At 59.2% G+C, this 15,255-nt stretch carries 9 protein-coding genes and 1 pseudogene; 6 read left to right on the top strand and 4 right to left on the bottom strand.

Features of this window, described 5'->3' with window-relative positions; genetic code table 11:
* Entirely contained in the window at positions 1–630 is a 630-nt protein-coding gene (locus tag FHX06_RS28400) for an acyl-homoserine-lactone synthase (protein ID WP_112543674.1), read from the bottom strand.
* A 371-nt stretch (positions 631–1,001) separates the two neighbouring features.
* Between FHX06_RS28400 and repA the strand changes: the two genes are divergently transcribed.
* The 5 genes and pseudogenes from repA to FHX06_RS35735 all read left to right on the top strand — a co-directional run bounded on the left by repA (position 1,002) and on the right by FHX06_RS35735 (position 10,427).
* Positions 1,002–2,210, top strand: a complete 1,209-nt coding sequence (gene repA, locus FHX06_RS28395) for a plasmid partitioning protein RepA (protein ID WP_112543673.1) — start codon at positions 1,002–1,004, stop codon at positions 2,208–2,210.
* Positions 2,211–2,282: 72 nt separating this feature from the next.
* Positions 2,283–3,263: a plasmid partitioning protein RepB gene (gene repB / locus FHX06_RS28390; RefSeq protein ID WP_112543672.1), complete on the top strand. Its 981-nt coding sequence runs from the start codon at positions 2,283–2,285 to the stop codon at positions 3,261–3,263.
* Between the two features lie 155 nt (positions 3,264–3,418).
* Positions 3,419–4,708: a plasmid replication protein RepC gene (gene repC, locus FHX06_RS28385; protein ID WP_112543671.1), complete on the top strand. Its 1,290-nt coding sequence runs from the start codon at positions 3,419–3,421 to the stop codon at positions 4,706–4,708.
* Positions 4,709–5,081: 373 nt separating this feature from the next.
* Positions 5,082–7,694: pseudogene (locus FHX06_RS35740) on the top strand (response regulator); the annotation flags it as partial.
* Positions 7,695–7,745: 51 nt separating this feature from the next.
* A complete protein-coding gene (locus FHX06_RS35735) occupies positions 7,746–10,427 on the top strand; it encodes a GAF domain-containing protein (RefSeq protein WP_112543819.1) in 2,682 nt (893 codons plus the stop codon).
* Between the two features lie 1,566 nt (positions 10,428–11,993).
* Here FHX06_RS35735 and FHX06_RS28375 read toward each other — a convergent pair.
* Positions 11,994–12,350, bottom strand: coding sequence for a response regulator (locus FHX06_RS28375; protein ID WP_112543669.1), 357 nt, complete (start codon positions 12,348–12,350; stop codon positions 11,994–11,996).
* 18 nt (positions 12,351–12,368) lie between these two features.
* On the bottom strand, positions 12,369–13,817 hold the full coding sequence (locus tag FHX06_RS28370; RefSeq protein ID WP_183881673.1) for an ATPase domain-containing protein: 1,449 nt from the start codon (positions 13,815–13,817) through the stop codon (positions 12,369–12,371).
* A gap of 150 nt (positions 13,818–13,967) precedes the next feature.
* Here FHX06_RS28370 and FHX06_RS28365 point away from each other — a divergent pair, with 150 nt between their 5' ends.
* Positions 13,968–15,035 carry a PAS domain S-box protein gene (locus FHX06_RS28365; protein WP_183881671.1) on the top strand — a complete coding sequence of 356 codons (1,068 nt, stop codon included), beginning with the start codon at positions 13,968–13,970 and terminating at the stop codon, positions 15,033–15,035.
* Here FHX06_RS28365 and FHX06_RS28360 read toward each other — a convergent pair.
* Complete coding sequence (locus tag FHX06_RS28360) at positions 15,013–15,198, bottom strand: hypothetical protein (protein WP_112543666.1); 186 nt, start codon at positions 15,196–15,198, stop codon at positions 15,013–15,015. The genes FHX06_RS28365 and FHX06_RS28360 overlap by 23 nt on opposite strands.
* Positions 15,199–15,255 lie beyond the last annotated feature (57 nt).

The following is a 15,255-nucleotide window of genomic DNA, read 5'->3' as shown; positions in this document are numbered from 1 at the left end:
TCAGGCGGCACTGCAAAACCTGTGCGAAAGGTTCGAGCGGTAGGCGGGCGGGCGTATGGCTTGGAAAAGCTCCCGCGAGACCGGCAGGCATCCCGCCACGCTCCTGACCTCGCCGATCAGACGGGGCTCGCCATAGCGCCGCAGCGGCCAGGACACGCGTTTCAGGATGCGTTCGAACCTGACGTCGGTCACCGTTGCGATCTCTGTCTTGCCGTTTGCAAGGCACCATTCGAGAATACCGGCAAACAGGAAGAGCGTCGCCTCGTTCAAGCCGGACGATCCGCGCTTTGCAGCCTCCGCCTGCGTGTCGACGCAGAAGCGCGAGCTTTCCACCATGTCGGGATGGGCCATGAAGGGATTGCCAGCAAGCAGTACCGAAAAGACATCTGCCAACATGGTCGGTCCCGAGGCGGCAAGCAGCCGCGCTGAGGCGATCGCCTCGCCATCGTCGCCGACAACGATGATGTAATGGGGATCGAACGCATCGAAACGGTCGCGCTCCCTCCCCTCCTCGACCGAGACGCGCCATGCGAGCCGGCCGGCGAAAACGCGCGCCCTCAGACGGAACATGCTGTCGAGAAGAGAAGCGTGCGATGCTCTATCCGCAGGTCCAATCGCCCTTACAAACATGGTCGTTCTCCGCGCCAAATTCAGATGCGCTATGGTGAGCATGAAGCACGCGTCTTGTCAGACCCCCGCATGCGGGGGGGCACTGAGTCGCACTGTTTTCGGAAACGGTCGGCGACAAACGCTGATTTTAGCCTCGAAGACCCGGTCGATAAGGGGGGCGAAAAATTGCCACGCGCCCGATCGTGCCCCCAGGCTAAATCTCTAAGAAATCACATGATTTAGGCAGAGACGGATCGACCCCTCCGGCTGTTTCGGCAGCCCGGTTAAAACTCTGTTAACCTTAAACTCCTTGCTGGCTGAACGAAATCGGAGATAATAACGGTTATGAGGGGAATTTAGCCCTAAAATCGTTATCTGGAAGATCGATCGCCATGAACGCTAATTCGATGCCTTCCGCGAATCGGCCTGTCAGTTTCGAGGATCAGATTCTCGAACAGGGAGATCTGATTTCGCAGAAGCTACACCTTTTGAGCGTGCAGCGATTTCCGCCGAACGCCCAGAAGACCCTGCGCAGTTTTTCGCTTGCCGAGGTCGCCTCCTATGTCGGCGTCTCCCAGAGCACGCTGAAAAAGTTACACCTGGAGGGCAAAGGCCCCTCCCCCAGGACCTCGTCCTCCGGCCGCCGTTCCTATAGCGCCGAGCAGATGCTTGAGCTGCGACAGCATCTCGATGCGCATGGGCGTTCGGAAAGCCGCATGTATGTTCCCCATCGCCGGCCGGGCGAGAAGCTGCAGGTCATCGCTGTGGTCAATTTCAAGGGCGGTTCCGGCAAGACGACGACGGCAGCCCACCTTGGCCAGTACCTTGCGCTGACCGGCCACCGCGTCCTTGCCGTCGACCTTGACCCGCAGGCGTCGCTGTCGTCCCTGCACGGCTTCCAGCCGGAGTTCGATCAGGCCTCCTCGCTCTATGAGGCCATTCGCTACGACGGCGACAGGAAGCCTCTGTCGGACCTTATTCGTGCCACGAATTTTCCAGGCCTCGACATCGTGCCGGCCAATCTCGATTTGCAGGAATATGAATACGACACGCCGCTGGCGATGGCGGACAAGTCGTCCAACGAGGGCAAGACTTTCTTCACCCGTCTGTCGCGGGCGCTCGCAGACGTGGACGATCGCTATGATGTCGTCGTCATCGATTGCCCGCCGCAGCTTGGTTATCTGACGCTGACGGCGCTGACGGCAGCGACAAGCGTTTTGATCACCATCCATCCGCAGATGCTCGACGTCATGTCGATGGGTCAGTTCCTCCTGATGCTGGGCGGCATCCTGAAGCCTATCCGCAACGCCGGCGCAGAGGTCAATCTGTCCTGGTATCGCTACCTGATCACGCGTTATGAACCAGGCGACGTGCCGCAGGCGCAGATGGTCGCCTTCATGCGGACCATGTTTCACGAGTTCATGCTGAAGAACGAGATGCTGAAGTCGACGGCAGTCTCCGATGCGGGCATCACCAAGCAGACGCTTTACGAGGTCGACCGCGCTACCATGAACCGCGCAACCTATGACCGCGCGCTCGACTCGCTCGACGCCGTCAATGGCGAAATCGCCGCTCTGATCCACCAATCATGGGGGCGTTGAAGTTGTCAGCCGACAAAAATCGACTTTTCCATCGGAAATTCAATTCTCTAACCATCAAGTGGAGGCCGTGAGATGGCGCGAAAAGGCCTGCTGACGGGATTGGCCGATCTTCCGAGCGATCCGGCGACGAGCCCGTCCTATCCGATGCGTGGCGCCGGCAAGTCCATGGTCCGCTCGCTCGACGATCTGGCGCAACAGGCCAACAAGTATCTGGAAGGCCAGGTCATCGTCGAGCTGGATCCTGATCAGGTCGATGCCTCCTTCGTTCAGGACCGTATCCTCGGCGACGAAGCGGAATTCGAGGAGCTCAAGGAAGCGATCCGCGCCCGCGGACAGGACAGCCCCATTCTCGTTCGTCCCCACCCGTCTGTCGACGGCCGTTATCAGGTCGTTTTCGGCCATCGGCGTCTCAGAGCTGCCCGCGATCTCGGGTTGAAGATCAAGGCGGTCGTCAAGCAGATCGACGACCGCACCCACGTGATCGCGCAGGGACAGGAAAATTCCGCTCGCGCCAATCTCACCTTCATCGAGCGGGCCCTGTTTGCACGGCGCCTGGACGACCTCGGATACGACCGCGACGTGATTGCGGCGGCGCTCGCCGCTAACGCGGCTTCCATCTCAAAGATGATGACGGTGACCGAACGCATTCCGGCAGCGACGATTCAGAAACTGGGTGCCGCACCAGGCGTCGGACGCGAGCGCTGGATCGAGCTGTCGCTGCTCGTCGGCAAGGCGTCGAATGGCGCAAGGGTTTCCGAGGTCGTGAACTCTGCGGGTTTCGAAGAGCTGCCCTCGGATGAGCGATTCTCGCGTCTTTATGGCGCTCTCAACAGATCGGCAAGGCCGGTCCGCAAAGTCGAGCCGGCAGCCGGAAAGGCGAGCTGGCAACCGCGCGACCGGGCCGTTCAGGCCGAGATCAAGAATAGCGGCAAGGTATTTTCGATGTCGATGAAGGCAAAGAATGCCAGCCGTTTCGGTGAATTCCTCTCCAGCCGACTGGATGCGCTCTATGAGCAATTCCTGGCCGAGGACGAGGGAAACAAAGGAGACTGAACCGCAAAAGAAAAAGGCCCCCTAAACGTCGCCGTCGTGGAAGCCTCTCTCGAAGTCTAGCAGCCCGAGAATCGCACTTCCTCGAATCACAGTCAAGACAGTTTGGCACCGTTTTGGTGGACGGTTTTCTTTTGCCTGACAGAAGGTGAAGGAAAATGCAGACGCATAGGATCACGACGCCTTTCGGGCGGCGGCCGATGACGCTTGCCCTGGTGAAAGGGCAGCTTGAGACGTCCTCGATCAAAGAGGGCAAATCGATAGACAAATGGAAGGTGTTTCGCGACGTCTGCCAGGCGCGGTCGACGATCGGCATTCCCGACCGTGCCCTGACCGTGCTCGATGCATTGTTGACCTTCCTGCCGTGCAACGAACTGACGCAAGAGGGCGGGCTCGTGGTTTTTCCCTCCAACCTTCAACTCAGCGTCAGGGCCCACGGGATCGCCGGCACGACACTTCGCCGTCACCTGGCAGCGCTTGTCGAGGCCGGTCTGATCGTGCGCAAGGACAGCCCGAACGGCAAGCGCTACGCAAGACGCAGCCGGACAGGCAAGCTCGAACAGGCCTTTGGTTTCTCATTGGCGCCGCTTCTGTCGCGTGCCGAGGAACTGGCGGAGCTTGCCCAGTCGGTTGCCGCCGAGCGGCGGAGGTTTCAGATCGCCAAGGAGAACCTGTCGCTTTGCCGGCGCGACATCCGCAAGCTGATCTGCATGGCGATCCAGGAGGGGGTTCACGGGGACTGGGCGCTGATCGAGAGCCGGTTTCGCGCCCTTCTTGCCCGCATTCCGCGCACGCCGCTCCTTGCCGATCTCGAACCGATACTTGAGAACATGGAAATGCTGCGTGAGGAAATACTCAACCAGCTGGATTTGAAAGGAAATTCCGGAAAGCCGGATGGCAATGCTGTCCGTTTTGGCCGCCACCTACAGAATTCAGATACCGAATCCAGCCATGAACTTGAACCCGCTTGCGAAAGGGAGGAGGGGCCAAACCCAACCGATATGAGGCCATCCGCCAAGCCGATGAAAGTCTTCCCGCTTGAATTGGTGCTGCAGGCCTGCCCGACCATTTCCGACTACGCTCCAGGAGGAGGGGGAAGTATCGGCAGCTGGCGCGAAATTATGGCGGCCGGCATCATCGTGCGCTCCATGCTAGGGGTCAGCCCGTCGGCCTATCAGCGTGCCTGCGAGATCATGGGGCCTGAAAATGCAGCCGTTGCAATGGCCTGTATCCTGGAGCGGGCAGCGCATATCACTTCGCCCGGCGGTTACCTCCGCGACCTGACTGGCAAGGCGGCGCGCGGTGAGTTTTCGCTCGCCGCGATGCTGATGGCGCTCTATCGTTCGAACGCCGCGGGGCGCAGTGCCGGCGACAAAAGGCGGGGCGGATGCGCGCAGCCTTCCGCGTTCCAGGTAGATGACGGCCGGAACAGGCCCCCGTATGGTTAACCGCCGTCATCCGGCCTCTCGAACTGGGCAAGGTAAATACCGCCTGGGAGTCTGGCAAAGACGGAAAGCGGAGAAAAAACTTCGTTGAGGTCGTTGCGCAGGCGGGGGATCGTGGCGCGTAAGCGAGTTCGGCCCGGGAATTTTGTTGAGTAGCCCAGCTCGACGGATGCCGCGCTGTATCTGCTCTGCAACGGGTAAGTCTTGGTTAGGCATATCCCCTTGTCCTGTTTGAGCGGTCATCTAGTTATGGGCGCTATGTCTTTCCGCCGTCTTGGTAGGAAAGCATTGAGTTCTGCCGTTAGAGGTGACCGTGACTGACGCCAATACCACCAATGACACCGATACCACTTCAGACCAGGGTCTCGATTTCGACATGTTCTTCGGTGGCGGTACTGCAGGCGCCCTGATGAGGCAGATTGACTGGCAACATACGCCGTTTGGCCTGCCGCAGGAGTGGCCCCAGAGCCTCAGATCGGCCATCAGCATCTGTCTCGGTACGAATTTCCCGATCGCCATCTACTGGGGCCCAGAACTTGCACTTCTCTATAACGATGCCTGGAGCGACATTCCGGGCGAAAAACACCCCTGGGCGATGGGACGCCCGGGTCGCGAGGTGTGGCCGGAAATATGGGACGCGATCGGGCCGCTCTTTGAGGCGGTCCAGCGGACAGGCGAGGGCGTGTGGCAGGAAGACCAGCTCCTGCCGATGAACCGTCACGGTTACACCGAGGAATGTTACTTCAACTTCACCTTCAGTCCCATTCGCGGCGAAAACGGCACGGTCGAAGGTATCTTCAATGCCGTTGTCGAAACCACCTACAGGGTTATCGAGGAGCGCCGGGAAAAGACCCTGCGCGAGCTTGCCGAGCGCATCGCGTCGGCTCGGTCCGAGGAAGACGTTATGACGCTCGCGGCACAAGTCCTGGGAAAACGCCCAGAAGACGTACCCTTCTGCCTGTTTTACCGGCTGAAGGGGGACGGCTCGCAAGCTGAACTGGTTGCAAGGGCGGGCCTGGATGTCGAAGCCTACGCGCCCTCGGCTATTGCCGCCGGCGATAGCGCAGCACTTTGGTCGATAGACAGGCTGGTTGCGAGCGAAGTCCCTGTTATCGTCGATAACGTCAACGACCTGTTCCGGAACAAGCCGGCAAGCCGCGCCTGGCCGGAAGCGGTCGAGCGGGCTCTGATGATACCGATCGGCGTGAATGCCAGCGCCCACGCCCCATTCGGTTTTCTTACCTGCGGCATCAGCCCGAGACGCGAGCTCGATACCGAATATGTCTCATTCCTGGAGCGTGCCGCCGCGCATGTGAGTACCGCCCTTGCCAACGCTCGCGCCTACGAGGAGGAACGGCGAAAAGCCGAGGCTCTTGCAGAGATCGACAGAGCCAAGACGGCCTTCTTTTCGAACGTCAGTCATGAATTCCGCACGCCGCTGACACTTATGCTCGGACCGATCGAGGATGCACTTGCCGACCGTGACAATCTGATCCCGCGCGAGCGCGAACGGATCGAGGTGATCCACAGGAACGGGCTGCGTCTCCTGAAGCTCGTAAACACCCTCCTGGACTTTTCAAGGATCGAAGCCGGCCGGACCCAGGCAAATGTCGAGCCAACGGATCTGGCCGTTCTGACACGGGAGCTCGCGAGCAACTTCCGCTCTGCGATCGAGAAGGCTGGTCTGACCTTCAGCGTAAACTGCGCGCCGCTTTCCCGGGCAGTATGTGTCGATCGCGAGATGTGGGAAAAGATCGTTCTCAATCTCCTTTCAAATGCGTTCAAGTTCACTTTTGAAGGTGAAGTCGCCGTTGAACTTTCCGAAGCCGGTGGCAATGCGATACTGCGCGTGCGCGATACGGGAACTGGAATACCCGAGGAGGAGCTTCCGCGACTTTTCGAGCGTTTTCATCGGGTTGAGGGAGCTCATGGCCGTTCGATCGAGGGATCAGGGATCGGGCTTGCTCTTGTCCAGGAACTGGCACGCTTTCACGGCGGAGACGTTCGAGCCGAGAGCGAACTCGGCAAGGGAACCGAGTTCATCGTGACCATTCCGCTCGACGATCCACGGCAGAGCGCGTCCGACGCGTTACAAGAGCGGCCGATCGCGCTGACGGCGGTTCGTGCCGACTCCTACGTGCAGGAGGCACTGCGGTGGCTTCCGGAGGAAGAGGACAACGGCCCTGACGTCGCCGCCCCCGAACCTGAACCAGAACCGGCAACGGCCACCGGCACATCGTCGATCAGGATCGTTCTGGCCGATGATAATGCAGACATGCGCTCCTATGTGCGGCGCCTGCTGTCGGCGCAATATCAGGTCGATGCCGTCGAGGACGGACAAGCCGCGCTGTCGGCCATACGCCGGGAGCGTCCCGATCTCGTCCTGACCGACATCATGATGCCACGGCTCGATGGCTTCGGCCTGATCAGAGAGATCAGGAAAGACCCCGCGCTTCGTGATCTTCCGGTCATCGCCTTCTCCGCAAGGGCAGGTGAGGAAGCCCGTGTGGAGGGCCTCGATGCAGGGGCTGACGATTACCTCGTCAAACCATTTTCAGCCAGAGAGCTTGTCGCCACCGTCCAGTCAAATCTCGAACTGTCCAGACTGCGTCGGGAGACCACTGCAGCCCTTCGCGAAAGCGAGGCGCGCTTCCGAAACATGGCCGATCATGCGCCCGTCATGATGTGGGTGACCGACGAGGAGGCGGCGTGTACCTACCTTAACCGAATATGGTACGAGTTCACCGGTCAGACGGAGGCAGATGGGCTTGGGTTCGGCTGGCTACGAGCGACCCATCCCGATGACGTGGCGCAAGCCGAGCGGATTTTCCTGGAGGCGAACCGGCGACGCGAGCCCTTTCGGTTCGAATACAGGTTGCGGCGGGCCGATGGCGAATATCGCTGGGCGCTTGATGCCGGCGCCCCCCGCTTTGGCGAGGACGGGTCTTTCCTCGGGTTCGTCGGATCCGTCATCGACATTACCGATCGGAAACGGACGGAGGGATTGCAGGCCGCGCAGGCACGGTTGCTGGAGGCGGCAATGCAGGACGTGCCGCTGCAGGGGTTGCTGGAGAGCCTTGTCACCATGGTGGAAGGTCTTTCTTCCCATGGCGTTATCGCCTCAATCTTGCTCACGGATCCTGATCGACGCCGGCTTTGCCACTGCGCGGCGCCAAATTTACCGGCAGATTTCAACGACGCTGTCGATGGCATCGAGATCGGTCCGAACGTCGGTTCATGCGGCGCCGCGGCCTACCGGAAAGAGGCCGTTTACGTCAACGATATCGCCAACGATCCTTTATGGGCCGACTATCGCGATCTCGCCTTGTCACATGGTCTGCGCGCCTGCTGGTCGGCGCCGATCCTGTCGACCGAGGGAGAGGTCCTCGGCACATTCGCGCTCTACTACCCCCATGCGCTGGAAGCCCCGTCATCGGACCGCGATCTGCTTGATCTCGTCGCGGGATCGGCTGCGCTCATCATCGAGCGGCGCAACGCGCAGGAGGCGCTCAGACAGCAGACGAGACGGCTTGAGGCCCTCAACCGGACCGGTGAAGCCCTTGCCGGCGAGCTAGACCTCGAGCGCCTCGTACAGACGGTCACGGATGCCGGTGTCGAGCTGACAGGCGCCCAGTTTGGCGCCTTCTTCTACAACGTCGTTGATAATGCCGGCGAGAGCTACATGCTCTATACTCTGTCGGGTGTGCCCCGCGAGGCATTCTCCAAGTTCCCGATGCCGCGAAACACGAAGGTCTTCGCGCCGACATTCGGGGGGGAGGGGATCGTGCGATCGGACGACATCATGGCCGATCCCCGGTACGGACAAAGCGCGCCGCACCATGGGATGCCGAAGGGACATTTGCCGGTCAGGAGCTATCTTGCCGTGCCGATTACCCTTGGCAGCGGCGAGGTGATTGGAGGACTGTTCTTCGGCCATCCGGATACGGGCAAGTTCACCGCACATCACGAAACACTGATGGGCGGCATTGCCGGACAAGCTGCGATTGCCTTTGACAATGCAAGGCTGTTCCGCACGGCCCAGACGGAGATCGATCAGCGTCGGGCGGCAGAAGAAAAGCTCAGTCTCCTGAATGCGCATCTTGAGGAACAGGTGGCCGAGGAGATCGCGCGGCGCGCCGAAACCGAGCAGGCCCTTCGCCAGGCTCAGAAGATGGAGGCGATCGGCCAGCTCACGGGCGGCGTTGCCCATGATTTCAATAACCTCCTGCAGGTGATCGCGGGCAATCTCCAGCTCTTGTCAAAGGATTTGGTGGGTCACGAGCACGCAAGGCGGCGGATTACAAACGCCCTGGCAGGTGTCGAGCGGGGCGCAAAGCTCGCCAGCCAGCTCCTGGCCTTCGGCCGAAAACAGGCGCTCGAGCCGAGGGTTGTCAATATTGGTCATTTTGTCTCCGGCATCGAAGACATGCTGAGGCGCACGCTGGGCGAGGGGATCGAAATCGAGACCATTCGTGGCGGGGGGCTTTGGAATGTTTCGGTCGATCCGACCCAGATCGAAAACGCCATCCTCAATCTCGCGATCAATGCCCGCGATGCCATGGAAGGGCAGGGGAAGTTGACCATCGAGGTCGGCAATGCATTCCTGGACGACAACTACGCGCGCCTCCAGAGCGACGTTAAGGCGGGCCAGTACGTCATGCTTGCCGTGACCGATACCGGCTCCGGCATGCCCGCAGAGATCATAGACCAGGTCTTCGAGCCGTTCTTTTCCACGAAACCGGTTGGAAGGGGAACCGGGCTCGGACTATCCATGGTCTACGGCTTCGTCAAGCAGTCCGCTGGCCACATCAAGATCTATAGCGAGGTCGGTCACGGAACGACGATCAAGCTCTACTTCCCGCGGGTCCATCAGCAGGAAGATCAACTCGCAGGTTCTGACACGGGGCCGGTGACAGGTGGGTCGGAAACCATTCTCGTCGCCGAAGACGACGAACAGGTTCGCGATACCGTTGTCGAGATGTTGGTCGATCTCGGTTACCGCGTCCTGAAGGCCAAAGACGCCGCTGCAGCGCTGACGATCATCGAAAGCGGCATCCACATCGATCTTCTCTTCACCGACGTGGTGATGCCTGGCGCCTTAAAGAGCGCGGACGTGGCAAGACAGGCGAAGGTGCGCCAGCCGCACCTCGCCGTGCTCTTTACCAGCGGATACACCGAGAACTCGATCGTCCATGGTGGAAAGCTCGACGCCGGCGTCGAACTTTTGTCCAAGCCTTACACGCGTGATGCGCTTGCCAGAAAGCTGCGTCACGTACTGAGTAACCAGAAGCAGCGTTCAACTTCGACAGTCAATCCCGCCCCGGCTCAGCTTGTGTCGGCCTCGCCCGAAGAGGCGTCGCGTCTGCGGGTCCTCGCTGTTGAGGACGATGCTCTGATACGTATGAACACGGTCGATATGCTGGAGGAGCTGCAGCATGAGGTTCTGGAAGCGAACTCCGGCGCGGAGGCTCTGGCGATCTTGGAGAAAGAGAACGTGGACATCCTGCTGACGGATCTCGGCCTTCCGGGCATGTCCGGCGAAGAGTTGGGTGCTCGCGTGCGCGAGAGATGGCCGCAGGTCGCGATCGTCTTTGCCACAGGAAGGGATAAGGCGCCTGATCTTCCAGGTCCGTCGACGGCTACCTTGCTCAGGAAACCGTTCCGCGTGGAGGATCTGCGGCAGGCACTCGCACGCGTTTCCAAGCAGTCGCGTCAAGTCTGAGGGGAGCTCTTTGAGTGAGTGGTCAGGCGCCACCGATTGCCTGGAGCGGTAGCGATGAGTATCTTCTCATGATGGCTTATCTAGGACCGCATCGAACAGCTGTGGACGCCCTCGGCCAATGCTCGCCTGCCCGCCACTCACGAGCACGATCGGAATGGAAGAAAGAGCGGCATCCCTGCGCATCGCCTGAGCAAGCTCGAGGCCGGTCATCAGTGGCTGAAGCGCGGTTGGCCTGGCGTGCTTTGACAATCGCCGTCTGAGTGACAAGCATCCGGGTTATCTTGTCGACCCTGTTTTCGGCGAACCTTAGATCTTTCTTTTGGCGACGGTGATTTTTCGCCTGCTTGATTGCTGAGAAAGCCATCTGACTGCGTTCATTCATCGAACGACCTCCTGCTTTGACTGGAAGAAAGGATGAGTTGGCGATGCGTTTCTGAACACGCGGACCAGGCCCCACGTGCGATCACTTCCATCGGTTCCTGGGGAGCATCTTGGCCTGATCCTCAATACCAAGATCAGCAATAGGCGTTAGCGGAGTTGCGCGATTCCGAGTTTAACGATCTCGATCAAATCGCTCAACCGCTCGCCGCCGCTACTCTGATATTCTTCAAAGGTAGGGGTGCTGAGGGTGGCACCGGCGAGCGTCCATATGTGATTGTCGTGCACTGCCTTTGCGCCCATAGCCCAAATTCGATCAAAGAGCAGCCGATCTAGCTCGTTATCCGGCATATTGTCCACGCCGGTTGCTGGATCGAAGTTGAAGTTGCTCCGCTATGAGTAGCCGAGCAAGTGAACTCGGCCGAATAACTGCCCTGACCTTTTTTTGCTCACGCCGAAACATCTTAGCGCTCGTGCACGTTTGGCTCAGATCATAGGTATGGTAACGGCAAGGATGGCAGCTAGCGCAGCTGTAAGGACCGATGTCTCGATGAGAAACATCGCGATTTGCCTTCCCGTAAGGCCTGGAAAATAATATTGCATGATTTTCTTCCGCTAAAAAATTATTCTACAGATGCACCATATCAACGTTTATCGAAAGATATTTTTTTATTTTTGTGAATGCTAAAGTTTTTTTGGGAAACAGCCTGTTCCATCAAGACGCCGGTCGGTTGCCACCTCGGGGTCGGTCAATGGGGATCGACGATATCGGCCATCCCACACTGCAGCCGCAGTCGCCCGAACGGGCCTTGAGGCTGCCTGATAGTGGCCGGCTTCGAGATGTCTTGATCGCGGATCATTGTCACATTGAACCCGTGAGTCCAAATCTCGGAGAGCCGGTACTTGATCTACCGTCGTTTCGCGCAAGCAGGGTTCAGTTAGAGATCCGTTCGTCCAAGCCGTGCTCCTTGAACAGCAAGGAAAGGCGCTGACGATTGCGGCAAACGCGTAGAAGAAGCAGCCTTATGGTCAAGCCTTCTGCGTGGAGCCCCGGCAGTTTTGTCGGGGGCCTTTCGGGGGCACCGTAAGGTCAATCGCCGGGTTCCACCGAGCCCGCCTTGGTAACTTGAAGAGCTCGGCAGCGGCCGAAATTTTAGGAACCGTCCTTCCCGCCACTAAACCCTACAACTATTGGATCAGGCGAGAGACCGTCTCAATCAGCTTTTTTTCGTTGTACGGTTTGTCCAATACGGCGTCGAAGACATCGGGATGAGCTCGACCAATGCTACCCTGAGCACCGCTTACCAGGATGATTGGAATACCTGCGAGATCTTTGTCCGACCTCATCGTCTGCGCCAGTTCGAGTCCCGTCATCAGCGGCATCATGAAGTCCGTCACCACCAGGGAAGGGCTCTTCTCCCGCACAAGCGCCAGCGCGGCCTTGCCGTGCGGAGCCGACGCAACCTCATATCCGGCGTCTTCCAGCATCATGACCAGAACTTCGGCGATGAGGTATTCGTCCTCTGCGATCACGATGAGTGGCATGCGGTTTATGCTTCCCTTTTAATGCTCTCGTTCGACCGGGGCTGCCACTCCCGTCGCCGCGCCGGAAACTGGTTCCAGCGGCTGCTGGATCAGCATCCCGTTCGAGCCAAACCCCACCTCATGAATGACCGGCTCGTAGGCTCTGTCCCTAACTTTGAGAACTGAAATGGTGCGCTTGAAGCGCGAATTGATCTCTACATGGCGCAGCATCACGAGATTATCCAGTAGGCTGGAGATTTCCGACCCCGGAGCCGTTACCGTCGGCCCGAAAAGGTCGCGCAGTTCCCATGTCGCAATTGTCGTAACGCCAAGCGCGCGCAGTTCGTTCGTGAGCGCGGCAAAAAATTCGACCAGCCGGGGCGGGTAAACGGCAGCTCGCTCGAAACCACCCAATCCATCCATGAGAAGGCGCTTTGTACCTTGCGCGCGCACCTCGTCGAGGAGCCGATGCCCGAGCTTGTCGAGCAGGTTTTCTGTCATCGGGCTCCAGATGACTTTGAGCGCTCCCGAGCTTACGGGGCCATTGAGATCGACGCCGAGCGCGCGAGCCTTGCTCATCAACCTCGCAGGCGTTTCATAGAACCCGAAATGCAAGGCCGGCTCGCTTTGGCTGGCCCGTGCCAGAAAATTAACGCCAAGCGAAGTCTTGCCGCAGCCGGAGGGGCCGAAAACGAGTGTCACCGAGCTATCCTGCAGCCCGCCGCCCATAACAGCGTCCAACCCTTCGGTTCCCGATGCGATGAGATCGGAAGACCCTTGATCGATGACACTGCTCGTTGCCAGTACCGCTTCAATTCGCGGATAGACGACGATACCCGCCGACGTGATTTCAAATTGGTGGTGACCACCAAGCGCAGCAGTGCCTCTCGACTTGCGTATCTGCAGGCGTCGCACCGAACGGACCCCGACCAGCTCGTTATGCAGGTCGATCACGCCGTCGACCATCGTATGCTCGGGACTGTCTTCGGCGACCCTGGTGCTTGTCAGAAACAAGACGGAACAGCCGACAAAGGCCGCCTGGCTTTGCACCTCTGCAATGAATGTCTTGACGTCGATGTCGGTCTCGCCTCGGTCTCGTGCGTTCAGGAGCCCGTCGAAAACGAGAAGGGTCGCGCCCTGACGGTTGATCTCCTGCCTGATGAGCTTGACGACAGCCGGCAAGCCCTCTTCCTTCAAGGTCTGGAAGACACTGATATAGGAGATACTCGTCCCGAGGCAGGCCCGGTCGAAAAAATCGAGCGTGCCGAGCGCCTGGAAAAGGCGATCATGGGTTTCGGCCAGAAGGGTAACGTAAAGTACTTTACGGCCGTTCGTGACGCTGGCGAAGGCCATCTGGTTGGCAAAGATCGTCTTGCCGGCGCCCGGATGGCCTTGAAGGATGTAGGAAGCACCTTCCACCAATCCTCCTCCGAGGATGGTGTCAAGGCCCGTGATTCCGGTGGTTAGTCGTGGAAGCGTATGTGTCAAAGCGACTGCCCTGTCTTGGTGGAAGGCGCACCGTAGGATCGTCACGTAATTTTGCAACTGGTTATCGCCTCAGGGCTACCATCATTGTTATAAGACGCTAAAGTTTCTCTGTTTCGTAATTCCAAACCATGGCCATGAGGCAATGACTGAATGCCAGCTCTCAACGACCAATCCCATCATCCAGATTTTGAAGGACGCTTCCTGGAGCTCGAGGAAAGCGTAAGGAATGCGCGCCCCGGTCATGATGCGGCAGCTTTCCTGGCCGCCATTGTGGAATCGTCCGAGGACGCCATTATCAGCAAGAGCCTGACAGGCATTATCACGACATGGAACAAGGCTGCGGAAAGACTGTTCGGCTACCCTGCGTCCGAGGCGGTTGGACAACCCGTGACCCTGTTGATCCCGGATGACCGGCTTGATGAAGAACCAAGTATCCTCGGACGCATCCGCGCCGGCGAGCGGATTGAGCATTTCGAGACCGTTCGGCGCCACAAGGACGGGTCCCTGATCGACATCTCGCTGACGATCTCACCGATCAGGAACCGTGAGGGCAAGATCATTGGCGCTTCGAAGATAGCTCGGGACATTTCCGAACGGCGACGGGCGGCGCAGCACCAGGATCTGCTTCTTCGCGAAATGCATCATAGGGTCAAGAACCTGTTTGCGATCACAAGCAGCATCATTACGGTCGCGGCTCGCAACGCCACGTCTGCAGCGGCGCTCGCCGCAGACATGCGGAACAGGCTGGTATCGCTTTCTCGTGCTCACGAGATGACGCTTCCAAGCTTCACGGGAGATGATGCTTTCCAAGAGCGCGCAATGACGCTTCTCCAGCTGCTGTCCACCATCCTCGAGCCGTTCTCCGAGGTGGGGGAGGGACGTTGGGCGCTGAAAGGGAGCGACTTCGAGATTGCCGCCAAGGACGTCACCAACTTCGCCCTTCTTTTTCACGAGCTTGCCTCCAATGCCGCAAAATATGGGGCCCTGTCGGTCCCTGATGGCCGGCTGGAGATCGAAGTCGATGTTACCGGCGAAGCATTAAAGCTCCGTTGGCTGGAAAAGAATGGGCCGGGGCAGTCGCCGGCTTCCACCCATGTCGGCTTCGGCACTCGGCTGGAGCAGACGGTAGCCCGCAGCCTGGCGGGAGAGATCGATCGGGAGTGGTTGCCGGACGGGCTTTGCTTAACCCTTTCCGTCAGGCTTGAGCAGCAGCCGTAAGAGCCGCTTGCTTTTCATCCAGCTTTTTCAGCAGGGAACCGAGACGATCATTGCCCTCCTGCGGAACGGCAAACGCTGGCAACCTGCGCATTTGACGCGAGGCCGCCTCGTTCGTGGCGTAATGGGCGATCAACTTGGCGAGTGCTTCAGCGGGTACGGTCATGCCACTATAACTTGATCAAGCGATGCTGGTTCCAAATGTCGGCACGAACCGTTCGCG

It is taken from the genome of Rhizobium sp. BK512, from assembly GCF_014194915.1.
Taxonomy (GTDB): Bacteria; Pseudomonadota; Alphaproteobacteria; order Rhizobiales; family Rhizobiaceae; genus Rhizobium.
The sequence above is the reverse complement of the archived record's forward strand: the minus strand, read 5'-3'. Positions and strand labels throughout refer to the sequence as shown.